Below are 23,170 nucleotides of genomic sequence, written 5' to 3'. Positions count from 1 at the left end.
ATCTTGCGGTGCCCCCAGGCCGGCCAGTCCGCTGCCTACTTGGCTGCGGTCGCCTCGACCGCGTCGGCCTTCGGCGCCGGCCATGGGCCTTTGGCTGGGTCGCCGGCGCGGTGCCGGGCGAGCCGCCGCCAGTAGGTGCGTTCCGGGATCCCGGCCGAGCCCTTCTGCCAGATCCGCAGCTGCACCGTCGCCTCCGCCAGGGCGAGCTTGAGCTCTTTGCACTCGGTGCGGAGCCGCCGCTCTGTCTGCGACTGACCGCCGTCCGGGCCGGGTAGCGACCGGTCCATGCCTGCCTTGCCCGCGTCGACGAACCGGTCCCGCCAGTTCCCCACCGTCGCCGAGGAGACACCATGTCGCCGCGCCGCCTCGGCCAGCGAGAGCTCGCCTTTCAACACCGCCACACGAGAACTGCTCGTCCACGGACACCTGCCGGGACGGCTTCTGCGATCTGCTCACCCAGACACCCTTCGTGACCGGTCAACCTCGGACCCTGCCACAAAGTCTGACGCACTCCAGCTGCGATCAAGGGAACATGTGTTCTATTCTGTGGCCAGTGCTACCTAGGAGGCACCCATGCGCTGGGACAATCTGGTCGAGAACCCCACCACGGCCGGGGACACCGCGCTTTTCGGTACGTCCGCGGTGACCACCAGGACCTTCGACACCCCCGAATTCCGGGGCATCACCTTCCACGAGGTCCGCGCCCGTTCGATTCTGAACCGGGTGCCGGGCGCCTCGCGGATGCCCTTCGAGTGGACCGTCAATCCCTATCGCGGCTGCACGCACGCGTGCGTCTACTGCTTCGCCCGCAAGACGCACAGCTATCTGGACCTCGACACCGGGCTCGGATTCGACTCCCAGATCGTGGTGAAGATCAACGCACCGGAGCTGCTGCGCCGCCAGCTGGCCTCCCGGCGCTGGCAGGGCGCGCATATCGCGATGGGCACGAACGTCGACTGCTATCAGCGGGCGGAGGGGCGCTACCGGCTGATGCCGGGCATCATCAGCGCCCTGCGCGACCACGCGAACCCGTTCTCCATACTCACCAAGGGCACGCTGATCCTGCGGGATCTGGAGCTGCTGCGGCAGGCGGCGCAGGTGACCGAGGTCGGTATCTCCGTCTCGGTCGGCTTCACCGACCGCGAGCTGTGGCGCACGGTCGAGCCGGGCACGCCGTCGCCCGAGCGGCGCCTGGACGTCGTACACACCCTCACCGAGCACGGGATCGGCTGCGGGGTGCTGATGGCGCCGGTCATCCCCTTCCTGGGCGACCATCCCGACCAGCTGCGCGCGACGGTATGGGCGATCGCCGCGTCCGGGGCGACGTCGGTGACGCCGCTCGTGCTGCATCTGCGGCCCGGGGCGCGCGAGTGGTTCATGGCCTGGCTGGGGCAGCACCATCCGTATCTGGTCCGGCGCTACGAGCGGCTGTACGCGGAGGGGGCGTACGCGCCGAAGTGGTATCAGCGCCGGATCACCCGCCAAGTCCATGAACTGGCCACGGAGTTCGGCATCGGTCCCGCGGACCGGGGGACGCCGCGACGGATCTCGGCGCATGCCGAGCCGGTGCCCGCGGAGGCTGAGCCCACGCAGCTCACCCTGCTCTGAGCCGGGCTGTCGGTCCGGACTGTCAGTGGCGTCCGCAAGGATGGACGCATGACGACGCGACTCACCCATGTACAAGCCCCTGATGCGCGTATCCGCGAGATGACACCGGACGACTGCGAGGCGGTCGCCAGGGTCCGGGTGCGGGGCTGGCAGTCGGCGTATGCGGGGCTGGTGCCGCAGTCGTATCTGGACGCGATGAGCGTGGAGAAGGACGCGGCGCGGCGTCGTGAGTTCCTTGCGGAGGGCCGCGCCCGGACGACCAATCTGGTGGCCGAGCGGGACGGGGAAGTGGTCGGTTGGGGGTGCTGCGGACCGAGCCGCGACGAGGACGCGACGGGCGAGAAGTGCGAGCTGTACGCGATATATGTGCTGGAGGAGCAGCTCTCCACGGGGGTGGGGCGGGCGCTGATGACGGAGCTGACGGGGCGGGCCGTGGCTGACGGGTTCGCGGGAATGCTGCTCTGGGTCCTGAAGGAGAACGACCGCGCCCGCCGCTTCTACGAGAAGGCGGGCTTCGCGCCGGACGGAGCGGAGGAGCCGTTCGAGGTGGACGGGGTCGCCGTACCGGAGGTGCGCTACGCCCGCGCGCTGACTCCGTAACTGGGGAAGCCCCGGACCGGCTCGCACCTCCGCGGCGGCGCGCACCCAGGAGTCCCATGGGAGCAGCGGCCCCCTCAGTCCACGCGGGCCAGTGCCGCCTCCGCCGCGGCCGTCAGCCGGGGGTGCGCGCGTGCCAGCCGCAGCACGTCCCCCGCCCTCTTGTCCTCCAGCGCCCCCAGGCCCTCCACACAGGCCAGGGCCACCCGCCAGTGCGGGTCGCCCGGGGTGAGCCTTCTTCTCAGGACCGTGATCAGCGCCGGGGCCGATTCCGGTGCCCGCAGCCGGGTGAGGAGCCGCACCGGGAGCAGTGCGTAGGCGACCCTCAGCTCATTCGTCGCGAGCGCGGCCGCCGCCCGTGGCGTACGCGGGTCGTTGAGCGTCGCCAGCGCGTGCGCGGCCGAGACGCAGCGTGCGGGGTCCCGGTGGTTGAGGAGCAGGACGAGGACTTCGAAGGCCCGGCGGTCCCCCGCACAGCCGAGCCGGAACGCCGCCATCTCCCGTGCCCACAGGGGGCGTTCGTGTTCGGTGAGGACTCCGGCGAGTTCCTCCCGGTCCTCGGTCACCAGCAGCCGCTCGTACGCCACCGAGCCGCCCGACTCGCCCCTCAGCCGGCCGGCGAGCGACCGTAACTCCTCATCCATGGCGGTCAGGGTATCGGCGGTTTGTCGGCGATGGACCCGCAATGTACCGGCGATCCAGATCACACCCTCCCAGGTCTGGCGCGCTCGTTACTCGCGAGTTAATCTCAAGTGAGCGGGTAACCCCCGCACAGCTCACGGTGGCCTGGTGACGCAGCCGCCGCGAGTGCTTGTCGGTTCGGTAGTTCTGCACATGAGTTCTGCACCTGCGTGAGCACGACGCGACTCCGGGACAGAGTCCGTCGGCCCCTGCACCACGACACGCAATTGCCGTGCGCCCCGCGCCCTTGGCGTTCTCGCCCGCGCGCGCCCCTCATCAGTCGTCACTCATCCCTGGAGTCCCCCGATGGACACCCCTCTGAACACCATTGCCGTCGTCGGCCTCGGCACCATGGGCACCGGCATCGCCGAAGTCCTCGCCCGCGCCGGCCGTGAGGTCATCGGCATCGACATCAGCGACGCCGCCGCCCGCCAGGCCGTCACCGTCCTCGAGGCCTCCACCGCCCGCGCCGTGGAGCGCGAGCGGATCACCGAGGAGGAGCGCCGGAACACCCTCGCCCGCTTCCGCACCTTCTCCGATCTGCACGCCGCCGCCGACGCCGATCTGGTGATCGAGGTCGTGCCCGAGTCCTACGAGGCCAAGCAGCAGGTCTTCCGCGCGCTGGACGCCATCGTCCGTCCCGGCGCGATCCTCGCCACCGGCACCAACGCCCTCTCCGTGACCCGGCTCGCCGCCGACTCCGAGCACCCCGAGCGCGTGCTCGGCCTGCACTTCTTCAACCCGGCCCCGGCGATGAAGCTGGTCGAGGTCGTCTCCTCGGTGCTCACCTCGCCCATCGCCGTCGAGGCCGTCACGACGCTCGCCCGCGAGCTGGGTAAGGAGCCGGTCGCGGTCGGCGACCGCCCCGGATTTGTCGCGGACGGGCTCCTCTTCGGCTATCTCAACCAGGCCGCCGCGATGTACGAGGCCAAGTACGCCTCCCGCGAGGACATCGACGCCGCGATGAAGCTCGGCTGCGGGCTGCCGATGGGCCCGCTCGCCCTGCTCGACCTGATCGGCATCGACACCGCCCGTACCGTCCTGGAGGCGATGTACACCGAGTCCCGCGACCGGCTGCACGCGCCCTCGCCCATCCTCAAGCAGCTCAGCGAGGCGGGGCTGACCGGCCGCAAGACAGGCCGCGGCTTCTACTCATACGCGGCCGCCGGCACCTCGGTCCTGGTCCCGGACGCCCTCACACCGCAGCCCGCGGCCGAGGGGGCGGCCGGCCGCGAGATCCGCTCCGTCGGCGTCGCCGGCTCCGGGACCATGGCGAGCGGTATCGCCGAGGTCTTCGCCAAGGCCGGTTACGAGGTCGTGCTCGCCGCCCGCAGCCCGGAGAAGGCGGAGACGGCGAAGGCCCGTATCGCCAAGTCCCTTGCGCGCTCCGTCGACAAGGGCCGGATGACGGCCGAGGCCCGTGAGGCGACCCTGGGCCGCATCACCCCGGCCGGTTCGCTCGACGCCTTCGCCGAGGTCGACCTCGCGGTCGAGGCCGTCGCCGAGGACCTGGATATCAAGCAGGAGCTCTTCGCCACCCTCGACAAGGTCTGCAAGGAGGGCGCGGTGCTCGCCACCACCACCTCCTCGCTTCCGGTCGTCGCCTGTGCGCGGGCCACCTCGCGCCCGCAGGACGTCATCGGGATGCACTTCTTCAACCCGGCTCCGGCGATGAAGCTGGTCGAGGTGGTCCGTACGGTGCTGACCTCCGACGAGGTCCACGCCACCGTCCGCGAGGTCACCACGAAGATCAAGAAGCACCCGGTGGACTGCGGCGACCGGGCCGGCTTCATCGTCAACGCCCTCCTCTTCCCGTACCTCAACAACGCGATCAAGATGGTCGAGGAGCACTACGCGACCCTCGACGACATCGACGCCGCGATGAAGCTGGGCGGCGGCTATCCGATGGGCCCCTTCGAGCTGCTCGACGTGGTCGGGCTCGATGTCTCGCTCGCCATCGAGAAGGTTCTGCACCGCGAGTTCCGCGACCCGGGCCTGGCGCCGGCGCCGCTGCTCGAGCACCTGGTGGCCGCGGGCTGCCTCGGCCGCAAGACGGGTCGTGGCTTCCGCGAATATGCCCGGCGCTGATCACGACGCGGGCTGGGGCGGGCTGCTCGGCCCTCCGGGCGGCCCTCCCCCCGCATCCGGCGGGGGTACCCGCAACCCACAGGCGCGGTCTCCTGCACGGATGCAGTACGTTCGGGTCATGCCCCAGCCCGCCAGGTCCACCCGCACCAAAGCCGCGTCCGACGCCCCTGAAAGTGCCGCGGGCAGTCGCGCCGCCGCGCAGCGCCTCAAGATGCGGCGCGAGCTGGCGGCGGCGGCGATGGAGCTGTTCGCGACCAAGGGCTACGAGGCGACGACCGTCGACGAGATCGCGGCTGCCGCCGGGGTCGCCCGCCGGACCTTCTTCCGGCACTTCCGCTCCAAGGAAGAGGCGATCTTCCCGGACCACGACGACACGCTGGTGCGGGCCGAGGCGGTGCTGAACGCGGCTCCGGCCCACGAGCATCCGCTCGACACGGTGTGCCGGGGCATCAAGGAGGTCATGCGGATGTACGCGGCCTCCCCGGCGGTCTCCGTCGAGCGCTACCGGCTGACCCGTGAGGTGCCCACGCTGCGGGAGCGTGAGATCGCCTCGGTGGCCCGCTACGAGCGGCTGTTCACCCGCTATCTGCTGGGCCACTTCGACGAGCGCGACCACCACGACGGCAATGACGACCCGCTGCTGGCGGAGGTGGCCGCGTCCGCGGTCGTCACCGCGCACAACCATGTGCTGCGCCGCTGGCTGCGGGCGGGCGGTCAGGGCGATGTGGAGACCCATCTGGACCACGCGTTCGCGATCGTCCGCGACACCTTCGGCACGGGCATCGGGGCGGGCCGTTCGCAGGCTGGGCGTACCGAGGCGGCGAGCGCGGACCTGGCTCCGGCCGCCGCGGTGAAGGCGCAGGGCGAGGTGCTGGTGGCGGTGGCCCGTACGGACGCGCCGCTGGGCGAAGTGATGCGCACGATCGAGCGGGCGCTGCAGGACCGCAGGGCCTGACCAGACGGGCTGTAGTTACCGTCACCCGAATGGCGGTACCGCACGCATCACTCGAGAGTGAGCTGACCGCACACGATCACGCACAGCAGGTAACGGCCGCCCCCACCCGGGGCGGCCGTTGTTGCTCGTACGTGCCGCGGAGATGACAACTGAGAGAAATTGTTGGCACGCAGTGTCTTGTCAGCTGGCACGCGGTGCCATACGTTGATGTTGTCCGGGCGGCCGGCGTGCAGAGACCATTCGTACGCCGGCTGTCCCAGCAACCCGAAGTGATCGGGGTTTGTGGCCCGGACGCCTGCGTCACAGGCAACCTCCCGCGCCCACCGGCGCTGCCAGCAGTACCACCCGCCGAACCGACGGCACACCTCCACAGCAGCAGAACCCCGACGTTCCCCTCAGCGTTCTCTCAGACGCGCTTCGCCGGAGGCACCCCGTGAAGGAAATCCTGGACGCAATCCAGTCGACGGACAGCACACCCGCCGACTACGCCGCCCTGTCCATCCCCGAGTCCTACCGCGCGGTGACCGTGCACAAGGACGAGGTCGAGATGTTCGCCGGCCTCGAGACCAGGGAGAAGGACCCCCGCAAGTCCCTCCACATCGAGGACGTGCCGGTGCCCGAGCTCGGTCCCGGCGAGGCGCTGGTGGCGGTCATGGCCAGCTCGGTGAACTACAACTCCGTCTGGACCTCGATATTCGAGCCGATGGCCACCTTCGGCTTCCTCGAGCGGTACGGAAAGCTCTCCGAGCTCACCAAGCGCCACGACCTGCCGTACCACGTCATCGGCTCCGACCTCTCGGGCGTCGTGCTGCGCACCGGCCCCGGCGTGAACGCCTGGAAGCCGGGCGACGAGGTCGTCGCGCACTGCCTGTCGGTCGAGCTGGAGAGCTCGGACGGCCACAACGACACGATGCTCGACCCCGAGCAGCGCATCTGGGGCTTCGAGACCAACTTCGGCGGTCTGGCCGAGATCGCGCTCGTCAAGTCCAACCAGCTGATGCCCAAGCCCCAGCACCTGAGCTGGGAAGAGGCGGCGGCGCCGGGTCTGGTCAACTCCACCGCGTACCGCCAGCTCGTCTCGCGCAACGGCGCGGGAATGAAGCAGGGCGACAACGTCCTGATCTGGGGTGCGAGCGGCGGACTCGGCTCGTACGCCACCCAGTTCGCGCTGGCCGGCGGCGCCAACCCGATCTGTGTGGTCTCCAGCCCGCAGAAGGCGGACATCTGCCGCGCGATGGGCGCCGAGGCGATCATCGACCGCAACGCCGAGGACTACAAGTTCTGGAAGGACGAGCACAACCAGGACCCGCGGGAGTGGAAGCGCCTCGGCAAGCGCATCCGTGAGCTGACCGGCGGCGAGGACGTGGACATCGTCTTCGAGCACCCGGGCCGCGAGACCTTCGGCGCGAGCGTGTACGTGACCCGCAAGGGCGGCACGATCGTCACCTGCGCCTCGACGTCGGGCTACAACCACGAGTACGACAACCGCTACCTGTGGATGTCGCTGAAGAAGATCGTGGGCTCGCACTTCGCCAACTACCGCGAGGCGTGGGAGGCCAACCGGCTGGTCGCCAAGGGCAAGATCCACCCGACCCTGTCGAAGGTCTACTCGCTCGACGACACCGGCCAGGCCGCGTACGACGTGCACCGCAACCTCCACCAGGGCAAGGTCGGCGTGCTGACCCTCGCCCCGCGCGAGGGACTGGGTGTGCGCGACGAGGAGCTCCGCGAGAAGCACATCGACGCCATCAACCGCTTCAGGAATGTCTGAGGTTTCACAGATGACTGAGCGTCACAAGGACCGGCCCTGGCTCATGCGGACGTACGCCGGTCACTCGACCGCCGAAGCGTCCAACGAGCTCTACCGGCGCAACCTCGCCAAGGGCCAGACCGGCCTCTCGGTCGCCTTCGATCTGCCGACGCAGACCGGCTACGACCCCGACCACATCCTCGCCCGCGGCGAGGTCGGCCGGGTCGGGGTCCCCGTCTCGCATCTGGGCGACATGCGGCGGCTGTTCCAGGACATCCCGCTGGAGCAGATGAACACCTCGATGACCATCAACGCCACCGCCATGTGGCTGCTGGCGATGTACCAGGTGGTCGCCGAGGAGCAGGGCGCGGACATCACCAAGCTCCAGGGCACCACCCAGAACGACATCGTCAAGGAGTACCTCTCGCGCGGGACGCATGTCTTCCCGCCGGGTCCGTCGCTGCGCCTGACGACGGACATGATCACCTACACGGTGAACCACATCCCGAAGTGGAACCCGATCAACATCTGCAGCTACCACCTGCAGGAGGCCGGGGCCACGCCGGTCCAGGAGATCTCGTACGCGATGTCCACCGCGATCGCCGTGCTCGACGCGGTGTTCGCGTCCGGCCAGGTCCCGGAGGACCGCAAGGGTGATGTCGTCGCCCGTATCTCCTTCTTCGTGAACGCGGGCGTCCGTTTCATCGAGGAGATGTGCAAGATGCGCGCCTTCTCGCGCATCTGGGACCAGGTCACGCGTGAGCGCTACGGCATCGAGAACGACAAGCAGCGCCGCTTCCGCTACGGCGTCCAGGTCAACTCCCTCGGGCTGACCGAGGCGCAGCCGGAGAACAACGTCCAGCGCATCGTCCTCGAGATGCTGGCCGTCACGCTCTCCAAGGACGCGCGCGCCCGGGCCGTACAACTCCCGGCGTGGAACGAGGCGTTGGGCCTCCCCCGCCCCTGGGACCAGCAGTGGTCACTCCGTATCCAGCAGGTGCTGGCGCACGAGAGCGACCTGCTGGAGTACGAGGACATCTTCGAGGGCTCGCACGTCATCGAGGCCAAGGTGGAGTCCCTGGTCACCGAGTGCCTCGCCGAGATCGCCCGGATCCAGGAGATGGGCGGCGCGATGGCTGCCGTCGAGTCCGGCTACCTCAAGTCGCAGCTGGTCTCCTCACACGCCGAGCGCCGGGCCCGGATCGAGTCGGGCGACGAGAAGATAATCGGCGTCAACATCTTCGAGACCACCGAACCCAACCCGCTCACCGCGGACCTGGACGAGGCGATCATGACGGTCGACCCGGCGAACGAGGCGCGTGTCGTCGCGAAGCTCCACGAGTGGCGCGACAACCGCGACGAGGCCCGCGCGACCGAGGCGCTGGCCGCGCTGAAGAAGGCCGCCGCGGGCGACACCAACCTGATGGCCGTCACCGTCGAGTGCGCCCGCGCGGGTGTCACCACCGGCGAGTGGTCATGGGCGCTGCGCGATGTGTTCGGCGAGTTCCGCGCGCCGACGGGCGTGTCCAGCGCGCCCGTCGCGGTCACCGCCGAGAAGGGCACGCCGCTCGCTCTCGTACGGGAGAAGGTGTCCCGTACGGCCGACGAGCTGGGCGCCGGACGGCTGCGTCTGCTGGTCGGCAAGCCCGGTCTGGACGGGCACTCCAACGGCGCCGAGCAGATCTCCGTACGCGCCCGTGACGCGGGCTTCGAGGTGGTCTACCAGGGCATCCGGCTCACGCCCGAGCAGATCGTGAACGCCGCGCTCGCGGAGGACGTCCACTGCGTGGGTCTGTCGATCCTGTCCGGCTCGCACGCCGAGCTGGTGCCCGATGTGCTGGAGCGGCTGCGCGAGGCCGGCGCGTCCGACCTTCCGGTGATCGTCGGCGGGATCATCCCCAACGCCGACGCGGCCGATCTCAGAGCGGCGGGCGTGGCCGCCGTGTTCACCCCTAAGGACTTCGGTATCACGGAGATCATCGGCCGTATCGTCGACGAGATCCGGAAAGCGAACAAGCTCGACCCTCTGGAGGTCCCCGCATGACTGCCCCTGCCGCCCCCGTGAACCGTCTGCGTCCGCGACGCTCCTGCCTGGCCGTACCGGGCAGCAACCCGCGGTTCCTGGAGAAGGCCCAGGGCCTCCCGGCCGACCAGGTCTTCCTGGACCTGGAGGACGCCTGCGCGCCGCTCGCCAAGCCCGAGGCCCGGCACACCATCGTCAAGTTCCTCAACGAGGGCGACTGGACGGGCAAGACCAGGGTCGTACGGGTCAACGACTGGACGACCCAGTGGACGTACCGCGACGTCGTCACGGTCGTCGAGGGCGCGGGGCAGAACCTCGACTGCATCATGCTGCCGAAGGTGCAGGACGCCCAGCAGGTCATCGCCCTAGACCTGCTGCTGACGCAGATCGAGAAGACGATGGGCTTCGAAGTCGGCAAGATCGGCATCGAGGCGCAGATCGAGAACGCGAAGGGCCTGGTGAACGTCGACGAGATCGCGGCCGCCTCGCCGCGCGTCGAGACCATCATCTTCGGCCCGGCGGACTTCATGGCCTCCATCAACATGAAGTCGCTGGTCGTGGGCGAGCAGCCGCCCGGCTACCCGGCGGACGCGTACCACTACATCCTGATGCGCATCCTGATGGCCGCCCGTATGCACAACCTCCAGGCGATCGACGGCCCCTACCTTCAGATCCGTAACAGCGAGGGCTACCGGGAGGTCGCCCAGCGCGCCGCCGCCCTCGGCTTCGACGGCAAGTGGGTGCTGCACCCGGACCAGGTCGCGTCCGCCAACGAGATCTTCTCGCCCTCGCAGGACGACTTCGACCACGCCGAGCTGATCCTGGACGCGTACGACTACTACACGTCCGAGGCGGGCGGCAAGAAGGGCTCGGCGATGCTCGGCGACGAGATGATCGACGAGGCCAGCCGCAAGATGGCGCTGGTCATCTCGGGCAAGGGCCGGGCAGCCGGCATGCAGCGCACGTCCAAGTTCGAAGTGCCGGAGGCGTAAGCGATGCAGTTCGGACGCACCTACGAAGAGTTCGAGGTCGGCGCGGTCTACAAGCACTGGCCCGGAAAGACGGTCACGGAGTACGACGACCACCTCTTCTGTCTGCTCACCATGAACCACCACCCCCTCCACATGGACAGCAACTATGCGGAGAAGACGACCGATTTCGGGAAGAACGTCGTCGTCGGCAACTACATCTACTCGCTGCTGCTCGGAATGTCCGTCCCGGACGTCTCCGGGAAGGCGATCGCCAATCTGGAGGTCGAGTCGCTGAAGCATGTCGCGCCGACCTTCCACGGCGACACGATCTACGGCGAGACGACGGTCCTGGACAAGACTCCGTCAAAGTCCAAGAGCGACCGCGGGATCGTCTACGTCGAGACCAAGGGCTACAAGCAGGACGGCACCCTCGTCTGTGTGTTCCGGCGCAAGGTGATGGTCCCGACCGAGACGTACATCAAGGAGCGCGGCGGCGAGCAGCCCGGCCGCCCGGAGCTGCGGGACATTCCCAAGAAGGGCCAGGAGAAGTAGCCATGAGCCGACTCGCCCAGACCCCCGGTCTGACCGACGTCCAGCAGGAAATCCTGGCCACCGTCCGGGATTTCGTCGACAAGGAGATCATCCCTGTCGCCACCGGGCTGGAGCACCGCGACGAGTACCCGACGCAGATCGTCGAAGGCCTCAAGGAGCTCGGCCTGTTCGGGCTGATGATCCCGGAGGAGTACGGCGGCCTGGGCGAGTCGCTTCTCACCTACGCGCTGTGCGTCGAGGAGATCGCCCGTGGCTGGATGTCCGTCTCGGGCATCATCAACACGCACTTCATCGTGGCGTACATGCTCAAGCAGCACGGCACGCAGGAGCAGAAGGACACCTTCCTGCCGCGGATGGCGCTGGGCGAGACGCGTGGCGCGTTCTCGATGTCCGAGCCGGCGCTCGGCTCCGATGTGTCCGCGATCACCTCCAAGGGCGTCAAGGACGGCGACGAGTACGTCCTGAACGGCCAGAAGATGTGGCTGACGAACGGCGGAACGTCCAATCTGGTCGCCGTTCTGTGCCGGAGTGACGAAGGACACCCGGAGGGCACGGCCCCCCACAAGTCGATGACGACCTTCCTGGTCGAGAAGGAACCCGGCTTCGGAGAGGTCCGCCCCGGACTCACCATCCCCGGGAAGATCGACAAGATGGGTTACAAGGGTGTCGACACCACCGAACTCATCATGGACGGACTGCGCATTCCGGCCAATCGGGTACTCGGCGGCACCACCGGCCGAGGGTTTTACCAAATGATGGACGGCGTCGAAGTCGGCCGCGTCAATGTCGCGGCACGTGGCTGTGGCGTCGCGCAGCGTGCATTCGAGCTGGGCGTCTCGTATGCCCAGCAGCGTCACACTTTCGGCAAGGCGATCGCTCAGCACCAGGCGATTCAGTTCAAGCTGGCCGAGATGGCTACCAAGGTCGAGGCCGCTCATGCGATGATGGTTAACGCGGCACGCAAAAAGGACTCCGGGGAACGAAACGACCTGGAGGCAGGGATGGCGAAGTACCTCGCATCCGAATACTGCAAGGAAGTCGTCGAGGACGCCTTCCGCATCCACGGCGGTTACGGCTTCTCCAAGGAGTACGAGATCGAGCGCCTCTACCGCGAGGCGCCGATGCTGCTGATCGGCGAAGGTACCGCCGAGATCCAGAAAATGATCATTGGTCGTCGACTGCTCGAGGAGTACCGATTCCAGGGGTGATTGTCGTACTTGAGTCGGTATGGCCGCGAAGAAGATCACACCCTGTTATCGTCTTCCGGCCGCCGACTCGGCTTCTGGCTTTCCCAGTTGCGGCTCGCAACCGATAACATCGCCCGAAAGCCGCCGTCCCCCGTTGCCAGCGCGGCATCATCCGCTACGAAGGTCATCCATGCCCCACAGCCAAACCTCTGCACCACGCGGCCGCGTCCGCCTTGCGCGCGGAGCATCGCCGTGGCTTCTGCCGACCGTCGCAACCGCAGTACTCAGCCTGGCCCGCTCGCGCCGCTCCCGGCGCGCCGCGGCCATCGCTGTGCCCACCACCGCACTGGCGGCGGGCATGCTGTGGTTCTTCCGCGACCCCGAGCGCGAGATCGCCCAGGGCCGGGTCATCTCGCCCGCCGACGGTGTGGTGCAGAGCATCATGCCGTGGAAGGACGGACGCACTCGCGTCGCGATCTTCATGAGCCCGCTGAACGTCCACGTCAACCGCGCTCCCCTCGCGGGCACGGTGACCTCGGTCGAGCACATCCCCGGCGGTTTCGTCCCGGCGTTCAACAAGGAGAGCGAGAACAACGAGCGCGTTGTCTGGCACTTCGAGACTGAGCTCGGGGACATCGAGATGGTGCAGATCGCGGGCGCCGTCGCGCGGCGCATCGTGCCGTATCTGCCGCAGGGGACCAAGGTCGAGCAGGGCGAGCGCATTGGTCTGATCCGCTTCGGATCGCGCGTTGACATCTACCTTCCGGAAGGTGTCGACGTCGCCGTCGAGGTCGGTCAGACCACGACCGCGGGGGTGACTCGAATTGACCGTGATTGATCCCGACACACAGGCCGGCTGGGTCGCCGAGGCCGAAGACGACGCGGAAGAGATGCCCCTCTCTCTGCGGCTGTCGATAGCGGACACCCTTACGCTCGGTAACGCCACGTGCGGCTTCATGGCGGTGTACTTCACCACCACCGGAATCCTGATCCCGCACCTCACCGGCAGCAACGAGAGCGGCATGGCGCGCAACAGCGCGGCGACCGCCGTCATCCTGATGCTGCTGGCCGCGATCTTCGATCTCTGCGACGGGCTCGTGGCGCGCAAGCTGCGCAGCTCGCCGATGGGTGCGGAGCTGGACAACCTCTCCGACCTGATCAGCTTCGGCCTTGCCCCCGCCTACTTCGTACTCGTGTACGGAATGGTGGCGGACGACGCCCAGCAGAAGGTCTCGGCGGTGGCCGCGATCGTGGTGCTGCTGGCGGTGGTGCTGCGGCTTGCCAGATTCTCGTGCGTGACCCTGAAGGACGGCATGTTCCAGGGCATGCCGAGCCCCTTCGGTGCGCTCACGGTCGTCTCGATCGTGCTGCTCGAGCTGCCGTTCATCCCGACGCTGCTCGCGATCATCGGTACGGCATGGCTGATGGTGAGCCGGGTCGAGTACCCCAAGCCGCGGGGTGTCCTCGCGGTGGCGATGCTCGGCTGGATCGTGGCCGCGATGGGGATGCTGGCGGCCTGGGCATTCGACGCCCCGGGCGGTCAGGTGCTCCTCCAGATGGGCTGCGCGCTGCAGATCGTGATGGCGGCGACGATCCCGCTGTTCGCGACGGCGCGGCGCGTGAACACGTTCCGCGACAACCGCCGTGAGAACCGCGAGGCCAGGGCGGCTCAGCCCTGACGCAGTGGCTACGCAAGGTGAGGGCCCGGGTGCGATCCGCATCCGGGCCCTCGTCATGTCCGGCGGCTTCTCCGCCCCCGGAACCCCCGCTCCTCAAACGCCGGAGGGCTTAGTTTGCGGCCTTGTACGACTCCGCCGCCTTCGCCACGGTCGCCGGCTGGACCACCTTCAGACCGCCCGGGACCTTGTTGTCCGGCTTCATGATCAGGCTCTGCCGGGTCGAGGGGACAGCGGGGTCGGAGAAGTCGTGCGTGATGCCGAAGCCGCTGTCGTACGACGACAGGGTCAGCAGCGCCTTGTCGATGCCCTCCCGGGTCAGGTCCTTGTCCGCGCAGGCTTTCTTCAGCACCTCGCCGTAGACGCCGGCGGCGGTGTAGCCGGCGACCACGCCGTTGTCGAGGCCGTCCTTGGGGTAGGCGGCCGCGTACTCCTTGGCGAGCTTGGCCGGGCCCGCGTCCGGGGCGCCGATGGGGAGGGTGGAGGCGGCGACGTAGTAGTCCTTCATCAGCGCGGGGCCCGCCGGGGTCGCCAGCAGTTGCGGCGCGAAGGCGGAGTTGTTGCCGATGACCGGGACGTTGAAGCCGCCCGCCGCCGCGACGCCGACCAGCGAGGCCGCCTGGCGCGGTCCCGCGCTGATCACCACCGCTTTGACGCCTGCCTTCTTGAGCGCCGCGACCTGGGCCGACATGTCGTTGTCGGTGGGCTTGATCTTCTGTTCGACGACGGTCAGCCCGGCCTGTCCGGCCGCGTACTTGGAGCCGGTGAGTGCGTTCTCGCCGTAGTCGCCCTCGAAGTAGACATGGCCGATCTTGTCGCCCTTGGCGATGCGCTTCTGGGTGAGGAGGTAGTCGACCGCGTTGATGGTCTCGATGTCGTACGTCGCGCCCACGACCCGTACGTACGGACTGCCGAGCAGACTGGCCGACCAGGCCTGGGGCAGCACGAGTCCCTTGTCCTGGCCGTCGATGCGCTGTTTGACGGCGGCGACGAAGGGTGAGCCGATGAACTGGGCGAAGCCGAGCACCTTCGGTTCGAGCTCGGTGTAGGCGGCGACGGCCTTCTGCGGGTCGTAGCCGTGGTCGCGGATGGTCAGTTCGACGGTCCGGCCGCAGATGCCGCCGGACGCGTTGGTCTGCTTCGCCCACAGCTGCTGGGCCTGGGTGACGCTCTTGCCGAGTGAGGCGTAGACACCGGTCATGTCGGTGAGCACGCCGAGGGTGATCGTTTTGGCGGTGACGCCGTCGCCGGTCTTCACTCCCCCGGCGTCCTTCCCGCCGCCGTCGCCGTTGGTGGCCTTCTCGCTGCATCCGACGACGGTGAGCGCCAGTACGGCCAGCACCGCCACGTACATCTTCGGCTTCATGTCTTCTCCCGTCGGGACACTGTCGGGCGGGTGAGTCCGCCGGGCAGGAACAGCACCACCGCGACGACCGCGGCGCCGTACAGATAGCGGGACGCCTCGCCCGGCGAGACTCCGCCCGTACCCGGGGCGGAGACCAGCGGGAGGCTGTCGCTGTAGTGGGTGAGGACTTGCGGCAGCAGGGAGACGAAGACCGCGCCGACGACCGCGCCCGCGACCGTACCGAGGCCGCCGATCACGATCATGGCGAGGAATTCGAGGGACAGGATCATGCCGAAGTACTCGGGGACGGTGCGCTGGAAGACCAGCGCGAGCAGGACGCCGGCCAGGCCCGCGTACATCGAGGAGAGGACGAAGACGGCGGCCCGGTAGCGGGCGACCGGCACGCCCATCACGCCGGCGGCGATGCGGTGGTCGCGCACGGCGTTCATGGCGCGTCCGGGGCGGCCGCGCAGGACTCCGCGGGCGAACAGGCCGCCCGCGAGGAGGGCGAGCAGCGCCGCGTACCAGAGCTTCTCCGCGGACTGGAAGGGGACGGCGGCGATGACGACCTCGGTGTCGTCGAAGTCGAAGCCGAAGAGGGAGAGCGGCGGGACGGCGCGGCCGTTGAACCCCCCGGTCAGATCACGGGCGTTGAAGAGCACATGCTGGCCGATGAAGATCAGGGCGAGGGTGGCGATGCCGAGGTACGCGCCGCGCAGCCGGCTCGCGATGGGGCTGAACAGGCCGCCCGCCGCGCCCGCGAGCAGTACGGCGAGGACGGCGGCGAGCCAGGTCGGCAGGCCGAGACCGGTGAGACGGTGACCGTTCTCTACGTCGTTGCCGCCCGCGAGGACGCAGTAGCCGTACGCGCCGACGGCGAGGAAGAAGGCGTGCCCCATGGAGAGCTGGCCGGTCGCGCCGGTGAGGAGGTTGATGCCGATGGCGCCGATCGCGGCGGCCATGGCGAAGAGTCCGGCCTGCAGCCAGAAGCGGTCGAGATAGAAGGGGAGCGCGAGGAGCAGCAGGCTGCCGAGGATCCAGGCGTACGCCTTGGGGTTCTTGAGGGTCTCGGACGCGCGGCCGGACACGGGGCCGGAGACGACGGCGGAGGCTCCTTTGGACGGGCTGTCGGACAAGCTCTCGGGCACGCTCTCGGGCTCGGGCACGGTCTCAGACACGGGCGGGCTCCTTCGTGCCGAAGAGCCCGGCGGGCCGGATCAGCAGGACCAGCAGCATCACGAGATACGGCGCGAGGTCGCCGATCCCCCGCCCCAGGAAGGACAGTTCGCTCTGGTAGCCGGTGGCGAACGACTCCGTCACCCCGACGATCAGGCCGCCGGCCAGGGCTCCGGTGGTGGAGTCGAGTCCGCCGAGGATCGCGGCTGGGAAGGCCTTGAGCGCGGCGAGAGAGGTGGCTCGTTCGAGTCCGGGGGTCGGGAAGACGGTGAGGAACAGCGCGGCGACGGCGGCGAGCGCGCCCGCGACCGCCCACGCGGCGAGCGAGACCCGGCCCAGGCGGACCCCCATCAGGGCGGCGGTCTGCGGATTCTCGGCCGCCGCGCGCATCGCCACGCCCCACATGGTGAAGCGGAACGCGAGCAGGAACGCGGTGATGAGGAGGGCGGCGGCGACGAAGGCGGCGATACGGGTCTGCGCGATGGTGATGTCGCCGATGGTCACGACCCGGTCGCCCCAGGGGTCGCCGAGCGCGAGGACGTCGGTGCCGATACGGCGGGTGAGTTCGGTGGTGAGAAGGATGTCGACGCCGATGGTGACGATGGCGAGAACGCTGTGGTCGGAGCCCCGGTAGCGGCGCATGACAAGGAACTCGACGGCCGCGCCGACGAGGGCGGCGCCCGCGATGCCTACGGCGAGAGCCGCCCAGAAGCCGATGTCGTCGTGGAGGACCGCGGTGATGTAGCCACCGGCGAGGAGCAGGGAGGCGTGGGCGAAGTTGACGACCTCGGTGGCTTTGAAGATGACGACGAAGCCGAGGGCGATCAGGGCGTAGACGGAGCCGATGGAGAGCCCGCCGAGAAGGAGTTCGGTGAAGGTCGTCATGCCGGTGCCCCCGTTCCGAGGTAGGCCTGGACGACGGCGGGGTCGCTCTGCACCTGGGCGGGTGTGCCGCCCGCGATCCGGCGCCCGAAGTCGAGTACGGTCACGGCGTCCGCGAGCCGCATCACCACCCCCATGTCATGTTCGACCAGCACGATGGATATGCCGAGGCCGTCGCGTACGCCCGCGATGACGGCGGCGGTCTGGCGCCGCTCGTCGGCGGTCATGCCGGCGACGGGCTCGTCGAGGAGCAGCAGCCTCGGCTCCATGCACAGGGCGCGGCCGAGTTCGACGAGCTTCTGTTTTCCGTACGGGAGGGCTCCGGCGGGTCTCTCCAGGTCGTCGCCGAGACCGACGAACTCGGCGATCTCCCGTACACGGTCGTGGTGTTGGCGCGCCTCGCGGGCGGCGGACGGCAGCCGGAGCCCGGCGGCGAGGAACCCGGCGCGGGTGAGCCGGTGGCGGCCGAGCAGCAGGCTGTCGGCGACCGTGGCGTGGGGCGGGAGTGCGAGGTTCTGGAAGGTGCGGGCGATGCCGAGGGCGGCGATGCGGTGCGGGGGCAGTCCGGTGAGTTCGGCGGCACCGAAGCGGACGCTGCCGGAGGTGGCGCGGTAGACACCGGAAAGGACGTTGAAACAGGTGGACTTGCCGGCGCCGTTGGGGCCGATGAGGGCGTGGACGCTGCCGGGCTCGACGGTGAGGGAAACGGCATCGAGGGCGGTGAGCCCGGCGAAGCGGACGGTGAGGGTGTTGAGGTGGAGCGTCGCCGGGACGTCCGGTTGTGGGGTGGGTGTCATGGGGTCCTCCCCAGCGGGAGACTCGGCCTCGCCGGCGTTTGAGGCGCGGAGTCCGGGGCGGAGCCCCGACAAGAGCCCCGCCGGCGATTGAGGCGCGAGGTTCGGGCGCCCGTACCCGTCATGCCGACCACCTGCTCAGCACCGGCGCCGCCGCCTCCGCGCGTACCGCGTCCTGCGCGGCGTCCTCGTCGACCACCCCCAGATACCGGCGCCGCACCTCGTCCGACGCGGCCAGCCGTTCCGCCGGTCCTTCGAGGGCGACCTCGCCGACCTCCAGGACGTAGGCCGTCGAGGCCAGCCGGAGCGCGATCGCCGCGTTCTGCTCCACCAGGAGCACCGACGTGCCGCTCGCGTTGATCTCCTGAACCGTCTCGGCGATCCGTGCCGCCATCAGCGGCGCCAGGCCCAGCGACGGCTCGTCGAGCAGCAGCAGCCTCGGCCGGGCCATCAACGCCCGCCCCAGCGCAAGCATTTGCTGCTCGCCGCCCGACAGCAGCCCCGCCCGCTGGCGGGCACGGTCCGCCAGGACGGGGAACAGTTCGTGTACGCGGGCGAGCGCCGCCGCGGTCTCCCCCCGGCCGCCGCGCGCCCCCAGCGCACCCGCCCGCAGATTGTCGGCCACCGTCATCCGCGCGAACACCTGCCGCCCTTCGGGGACTTGGACCACTCCGGCGGCCACCACCCGCGCTGGGCTGAGCCCGTCGATCGGGCGGCCCTCGAAGCGGATGGAGCCGGACGTGGCGTGGCCGCGCTGGAAGGCGAGCGTGCGCGAAATGGCGCGGAGCAGTGTTGACTTGCCGGCGCCGTTGCCGCCGAGGACGGCGACGATCGCGCCGTCGGGTACGTCGACGGAGACCTCACGCAGCGCCCGCACCGGCCCGTAGCCGACGGACAGCGCGCGCACTTCGAGCGAGGCGACGGCCATGGTCCCTCCTTCTCCGGCTTGCCCTCTCCGGCTTGCCCTGTGCTGGCACACATCAGCACCGGGCAGGCCCACCGTCCACGCCGTACGGCCGAATCGCTGCGGATGACCAGCGGTGCCGCGCGCGCATTGTGCACGGGCACAAGGGCTGGCATCCTCCAGCCATGGGTGGCCGCAGAGCGCGCACCGAGCGTGAGTGGTCCGTCCTCGTGAGCGCCTCCGAGGTGCTTCTGGAGCGCGTGCCGCGACTGACGGATCAGCTCATCGAGGAACTGGTGGCCCATTCACCGCAGTTCGACCTCGCCGTGCCGCGCGACGAGCACTGGCAGCAGATCAACGAGGCGATGCGGTACGGCGTCGAGGCGCTGGCGGCGACTCGTTCGGCGCCGCGGCGGGACCTCCAGTACGCGGAGCGGCTCGGCCGGCGGCGGGCGGAGCAGGGGCTGCCGCTCGATCTGGTGCTGTACGCGTACCGGCACGCGGGCTATCTCATCTGGGACCAGCTTCTGGAGATCGTCTCCGAGAAGGATCCGGATGCGCTTCAGGTGCTGGTGCATCTGGCGTCCCACATGTGGGAGGGGGTGGACCGGCAGGCGTCGACGGTCGCGGACGCGTACCGCGGTACGGAGCAGGAGATGCGGCGGCGGAGCGACGAGCGGGTCCAGGCGCTGTTGGACGCGTTACTGGAGGGCAGGACCACGCCGGGGCTCGCGGCGAGCGCCGCGGCGGGCCTGGACCTGCCGGAGCAGGGGCGGTACGCGGTGGTCGTGGTGCGGGTGGAGCGCGCGGCGGGGCGTGAACCGTTCCACCGGGTCGCGGCGTCGGACGGGCTTCGCTTCTTCTGGCGGATGCGTACGGACTACGAGATCGCGGTCGTGGCGCTGGGGGCGGAGGCGGGGCTGACGGAGCTGGCTTCGGCGCTGCACCGGTGGTGCCCGGGGCCGGGCGGGATCAGCCCGGTGGTGCCGGGCCTCGCGGACCTGGGCCTGGCGCGCCGCCTGGCGGAGACGGCACTGCGCACGTGCGGCCCGGACGCGGACCGGATCGTGCGGCTGGACGAACGGCTCCCCACGGCGATGGTGGTCAGCCAGCCGGAACTGGCGGCGCGCCTGATCGCGGACGTGTTCGGCCCGCTGCTGGACCTGGACCCGACGGACAGGGCGGTGCTGCTGGAGACGCTGGACGCGTGGCTGGAGTGCGGGGGGTCGGCGGGCCGGGCGGCGACGCGGCTGTACTGCCACCGGAACACGGTCTTCAACCGCCTGCGCCGCTTGGAGCAACTGACGTCGAGGTCACTGGGACGCCCGAGGGACCTGATCGAGATGACCCTGGCGCTGGACGCCTTCCGCCTGACACCGGGGTGAGGGGGCGTGGGCGCCCGGCCCTGGCCGCGCCGGGGTCTGGGGCACCGCCCCAGTTTCGAAGGGGCGGGTGGGGAACCAGAACAGGCCCCGCCCCACCGCCCCACCGCCCTACCGCAGAAAGTCCCGCGCGATGTTCTCCGCCGCCCGTTCCAGCAGCGGCCCCGCCTCCGCCATGCACCTCTCCGGGTCCGGCTCCAGTTCCGTGAGCGCGTACGCCCGGCGGATCCCCGCCCGGCCCAGTGCCTCCGGCGGCAGCAGGAGGCGGCCGCAGACCGCCACGACCTCGATGTTCTGCGCGCGGGCCGCCGCCGCGACGCCCGCGGGGGCCTTGCCGTGCAGCGTCTGCTCGTCCAGCGAGCCCTCGCCCGTGATCACGAGCGTCGCCCGCGACAGCGCCGGCGCGAAGCCGAGCACGTCGAGCATCACCTCGATGCCCGCCCGGAAGCCGGCGTCAAGGCCCACCAGCGCGCCGTAGCCGATGCCGCCCGCCGCGCCCGCGCCGGGCGAGAGGGCGTACTCCGCGGCCTTGGGGCCGACGGCCGTCTCCAGGACGGAGGCGTAGTGGGCGAGCGCCGCGTCCAGCGTGGCGACGTCCTCGGGGGTCGCCCCCTTCTGGGGGCCGTACACCGCGGGTGCGCCCTTCGGCCCCGTCAGCGGGTTGTCGACATCGCTCGCCAGGACCAGCTCCACGTCCTTGAAGCGGGCGTCCAGGCCGGAGAGGTCCGCGGACGCCAGGTCGCGCAGACCGCCGCCGCCCGGGCCGACCGGCTTGCCGTCCGCGTCCAGGAAGCGCGCGCCGAGCGCCGCGAGCATTCCCGCCCCGCCGTCGGTCGTCGCGCTGCCGCCGACGCCGAAGACAATCGTCCGCGCCCCCGCGTCGAGCGCCGCGCGCAGCAGCTCGCCGGAGCCGTACGTCGTCGAGGTGAGCGGTGCGAAAACGCCCGCCGGGAGGTGCTGGAGGCCCGAGGCCTCCGCCATCTCCACCACCGCGGTCCCGTCCCGGAGGGCGTACGCCGCGGTGAGGGGCTCGCCGAGCGGCCCAGTCACCCGGACCTCACGGCGCTCGAATCCGGCCGCCACCGCGGCCGCGACCGTGCCGTCGCCGCCGTCGGCGACGGGCAGGGTCTCGACCGCCAGACCTGGTACGACCCGCTGGAGGCCGGCCGTCACCCGCTCCGCGACCTGTACGGCCGTGAGCGAGCCCTTGAACTTGTCAGCCGCAACGAGCACGCGCGCGGGCTGAATAACTGCTCCGTCCGTCACCTTGCTATCCCTTGCTTTCGAACAGGCAGTCGCGCCGCCCCGACCCTATCCGTCCGGTCAGACGGCATACCACCCCATCATGTCCGGATATGGCGCACCATGCCTGCTTACCGGTCTCGCCGACCACCGCGCGGTTCGGGCGCCGATTCGGTAAACCGGACGTATGGGCCTACCGCACCCCGACCTCACCGACCGGATTCTCGGCGGCTGGCTGGGCAGAGTCGCCGGCAACATGCTCGGCAAGCCTGTCGAGCGCGGCGACCACTGGACCCGCGAGCGCATCGACCGCTATCTGCGCCGTACGGACGCGCTCCCGCTCACCGACTACCTTCCCGAGCCCCCGGCGGACGCCGGCGTCGGCGAGTTCGAGCTGCGTCCCGAGTGGCGCCGGTGTGTACGGGGCCGGATCCACGGCAGCTGCCGGGACGACGACGTCGACTACACGATCCTCGGCCTTCATCTGCTGGAGACGCACGGCTTCGACTTCACCACGGAACAGGTGGGCGAGGCGTGGCTGCTGCACCTGCCGTTCCTGCAGACGTTCACCGCCGAGCGGGCCGCCTACCGCAACCTGGCGAACGGCCTCAAGCCCCCCGTCACCGCCACCCACGACAACCCCTACCAGGAGTGGATCGGCGCCCTCATCCGCGCCGACATCTTCGGCTGGACCTCCCCCGGCGCCCCGCGCCGGGCCGCCGGACTCGCCCGCCGCGACGCGGTCCTCTCCCACACCGGGAACGGTGTGTACGGCGCGATGTGGGCGGCCGCCCTGATCGCCGCCGCGTTCACCGCGGACACCCCGCGTCAGGCGATCGATGCGGCACTGGAACACATCCCGGCGGGCAGCCGCCTCGCCCGCACCGTGCGCCACACCACCGCCCTGCACGACTCGGGGACACCCTGGTCCGAGACGCTCACCGTGCTGGCCGCCCAGACAGGCCACCTCAGCTGGATCCACACCGTTCCGAACGCCGCCGTCATCACGGCCGGACTGCTGTACGGCTCCGGCGACTTCACCTCCACCATCACGCTCACGGTCCGCGGCGGGCTGGACACCGACTCCAACGGCGCGACGGCAGGCTCGGTGGCAGGTGTGCTGTGCGGAGCCGCCGCCATCCCCGCGCAGTGGACGGACCCGCTCGAAGACCGCCTGTCCAGCGCGGTGTTCGGCTTCGACGGCGTACGGATCAGCGAACTGGCTGAGCGTACGGTGCGGTTGGCCTCCCACTCTTGACTGCGCTGCCCGCGTGACCACCTCTGACTACGCCACGTACATCGCCTCCATCTGGCCGCGGCGCCCGCACCAGATCGCGGGCGGCAACACCGGGGTATC

The 23,170-nt window shown here is 69.8% G+C and carries 21 protein-coding genes; 13 read left to right on the top strand and 8 right to left on the bottom strand.

The window, feature by feature from the left end; translation table 11 throughout:
• Positions 1-35: 35 nt before the first annotated feature.
• Positions 36-401: a helix-turn-helix domain-containing protein gene (locus SLUN_RS32650; RefSeq protein WP_108153528.1), complete on the bottom strand. Its 366-nt coding sequence runs from the start codon at positions 399-401 to the stop codon at positions 36-38.
• Between the two features lie 172 nt (positions 402-573).
• Here SLUN_RS32650 and SLUN_RS32645 point away from each other — a divergent pair, with 172 nt between their 5' ends.
• Positions 574-1,608 carry an Rv2578c family radical SAM protein gene (locus SLUN_RS32645; RefSeq protein ID WP_108153527.1) on the top strand — a complete coding sequence of 345 codons (1,035 nt, stop codon included), beginning with the start codon at positions 574-576 and terminating at the stop codon, positions 1,606-1,608.
• A gap of 48 nt (positions 1,609-1,656) precedes the next feature.
• Complete coding sequence (locus SLUN_RS32640; RefSeq protein WP_108153526.1) at positions 1,657-2,208, top strand: GNAT family N-acetyltransferase; 552 nt, start codon at positions 1,657-1,659, stop codon at positions 2,206-2,208.
• A gap of 74 nt (positions 2,209-2,282) precedes the next feature.
• Here the strand turns inward: SLUN_RS32640 and SLUN_RS32635 are convergent, their stop codons facing one another.
• Positions 2,283-2,849, bottom strand: coding sequence for an adenylosuccinate lyase (locus SLUN_RS32635; protein ID WP_108155067.1), 567 nt, complete (start codon positions 2,847-2,849; stop codon positions 2,283-2,285).
• Between the two features lie 343 nt (positions 2,850-3,192).
• Here SLUN_RS32635 and SLUN_RS32630 point away from each other — a divergent pair, with 343 nt between their 5' ends.
• The 9 genes from SLUN_RS32630 (at position 3,193) to pssA (ending at position 14,091) form a co-directional block, all read left to right on the top strand.
• Positions 3,193-4,974, top strand: coding sequence for a 3-hydroxyacyl-CoA dehydrogenase family protein (locus SLUN_RS32630; protein WP_108153525.1), 1,782 nt, complete (start codon positions 3,193-3,195; stop codon positions 4,972-4,974).
• 100 nt (positions 4,975-5,074) lie between these two features.
• A complete protein-coding gene (locus tag SLUN_RS32625) occupies positions 5,075-5,929 on the top strand; it encodes a TetR family transcriptional regulator (RefSeq protein ID WP_179955308.1) in 855 nt (284 codons plus the stop codon).
• 433 nt (positions 5,930-6,362) lie between these two features.
• The gene (gene ccrA, locus SLUN_RS32620) at positions 6,363-7,700 is read left to right on the top strand and encodes a crotonyl-CoA carboxylase/reductase (RefSeq protein ID WP_108153523.1); all 1,338 of its coding nucleotides are present in this window, start codon (positions 6,363-6,365) and stop codon (positions 7,698-7,700) included.
• Between the two features lie 10 nt (positions 7,701-7,710).
• Positions 7,711-9,723 (top strand): ethylmalonyl-CoA mutase, encoded by a 2,013-nt coding sequence (locus SLUN_RS32615; protein ID WP_108153522.1) that lies wholly within the window; start codon positions 7,711-7,713, stop codon positions 9,721-9,723.
• Positions 9,720-10,694, top strand: a complete 975-nt coding sequence (locus tag SLUN_RS32610; protein WP_108153521.1) for an HpcH/HpaI aldolase/citrate lyase family protein — start codon at positions 9,720-9,722, stop codon at positions 10,692-10,694. Before SLUN_RS32615 ends, SLUN_RS32610 begins: the two co-directional genes overlap by 4 nt.
• Positions 10,695-10,697: 3 nt before the next feature.
• On the top strand, positions 10,698-11,225 hold the full coding sequence (locus SLUN_RS32605) for a MaoC family dehydratase (RefSeq protein ID WP_108153520.1): 528 nt from the start codon (positions 10,698-10,700) through the stop codon (positions 11,223-11,225).
• 2 nt (positions 11,226-11,227) lie between these two features.
• The gene (locus tag SLUN_RS32600) at positions 11,228-12,433 is read left to right on the top strand and encodes an acyl-CoA dehydrogenase family protein (protein WP_108153519.1); all 1,206 of its coding nucleotides are present in this window, start codon (positions 11,228-11,230) and stop codon (positions 12,431-12,433) included.
• Between the two features lie 169 nt (positions 12,434-12,602).
• Positions 12,603-13,250, top strand: coding sequence for a phosphatidylserine decarboxylase (locus SLUN_RS32595; RefSeq protein WP_108153518.1), 648 nt, complete (start codon positions 12,603-12,605; stop codon positions 13,248-13,250).
• Entirely contained in the window at positions 13,243-14,091 is an 849-nt protein-coding gene (pssA, locus tag SLUN_RS32590) for a CDP-diacylglycerol--serine O-phosphatidyltransferase (RefSeq protein ID WP_108153517.1), read from the top strand. The genes SLUN_RS32595 and pssA overlap by 8 nt, the downstream gene beginning before the upstream one ends.
• Positions 14,092-14,200: 109 nt before the next feature.
• Here the strand turns inward: pssA and SLUN_RS32585 are convergent, their stop codons facing one another.
• From SLUN_RS32585 to SLUN_RS32565, 5 genes are all read right to left on the bottom strand, one after another.
• Positions 14,201-15,442 (bottom strand): ABC transporter substrate-binding protein, encoded by a 1,242-nt coding sequence (locus SLUN_RS32585; protein WP_371413926.1) that lies wholly within the window; start codon positions 15,440-15,442, stop codon positions 14,201-14,203.
• A gap of 8 nt (positions 15,443-15,450) precedes the next feature.
• Complete coding sequence (locus SLUN_RS32580) at positions 15,451-16,521, bottom strand: branched-chain amino acid ABC transporter permease (RefSeq protein WP_108155066.1); 1,071 nt, start codon at positions 16,519-16,521, stop codon at positions 15,451-15,453.
• A gap of 82 nt (positions 16,522-16,603) precedes the next feature.
• Positions 16,604-17,494 carry a branched-chain amino acid ABC transporter permease gene (locus SLUN_RS32575; RefSeq protein WP_108153515.1) on the bottom strand — a complete coding sequence of 297 codons (891 nt, stop codon included), beginning with the start codon at positions 17,492-17,494 and terminating at the stop codon, positions 16,604-16,606.
• On the bottom strand, positions 17,491-18,288 hold the full coding sequence (locus tag SLUN_RS32570) for an ABC transporter ATP-binding protein (RefSeq protein WP_108153514.1): 798 nt from the start codon (positions 18,286-18,288) through the stop codon (positions 17,491-17,493). Before SLUN_RS32570 ends, SLUN_RS32575 begins: the two co-directional genes overlap by 4 nt.
• Positions 18,289-18,406: 118 nt before the next feature.
• Positions 18,407-19,213, bottom strand: a complete 807-nt coding sequence (locus SLUN_RS32565) for an ABC transporter ATP-binding protein (RefSeq protein WP_108153513.1) — start codon at positions 19,211-19,213, stop codon at positions 18,407-18,409.
• A gap of 161 nt (positions 19,214-19,374) precedes the next feature.
• Between SLUN_RS32565 and SLUN_RS32560 the strand changes: the two genes are divergently transcribed.
• Positions 19,375-20,574 (top strand): PucR family transcriptional regulator, encoded by a 1,200-nt coding sequence (locus SLUN_RS32560; RefSeq protein WP_108153512.1) that lies wholly within the window; start codon positions 19,375-19,377, stop codon positions 20,572-20,574.
• Positions 20,575-20,682: 108 nt separating this feature from the next.
• On the opposite strand, the gene SLUN_RS32555 is transcribed toward SLUN_RS32560, so the two are convergent.
• The gene (locus tag SLUN_RS32555) at positions 20,683-21,837 is read right to left on the bottom strand and encodes a glycerate kinase (protein ID WP_108153511.1); all 1,155 of its coding nucleotides are present in this window, start codon (positions 21,835-21,837) and stop codon (positions 20,683-20,685) included.
• 163 nt (positions 21,838-22,000) lie between these two features.
• Between SLUN_RS32555 and SLUN_RS32550 the strand changes: the two genes are divergently transcribed.
• The gene (locus SLUN_RS32550; protein ID WP_108153510.1) at positions 22,001-23,071 is read left to right on the top strand and encodes an ADP-ribosylglycohydrolase family protein; all 1,071 of its coding nucleotides are present in this window, start codon (positions 22,001-22,003) and stop codon (positions 23,069-23,071) included.
• Positions 23,072-23,170: the final 99 nt, after the last annotated feature.

Origin of the sequence: Streptomyces lunaelactis (assembly GCF_003054555.1) — a bacterium.
In the GTDB taxonomy this organism is placed as follows: domain Bacteria; phylum Actinomycetota; class Actinomycetes; order Streptomycetales; family Streptomycetaceae; genus Streptomyces; species Streptomyces lunaelactis.
The sequence above is the reverse complement of the archived record's forward strand: the minus strand, read 5'-3'. Positions and strand labels throughout refer to the sequence as shown.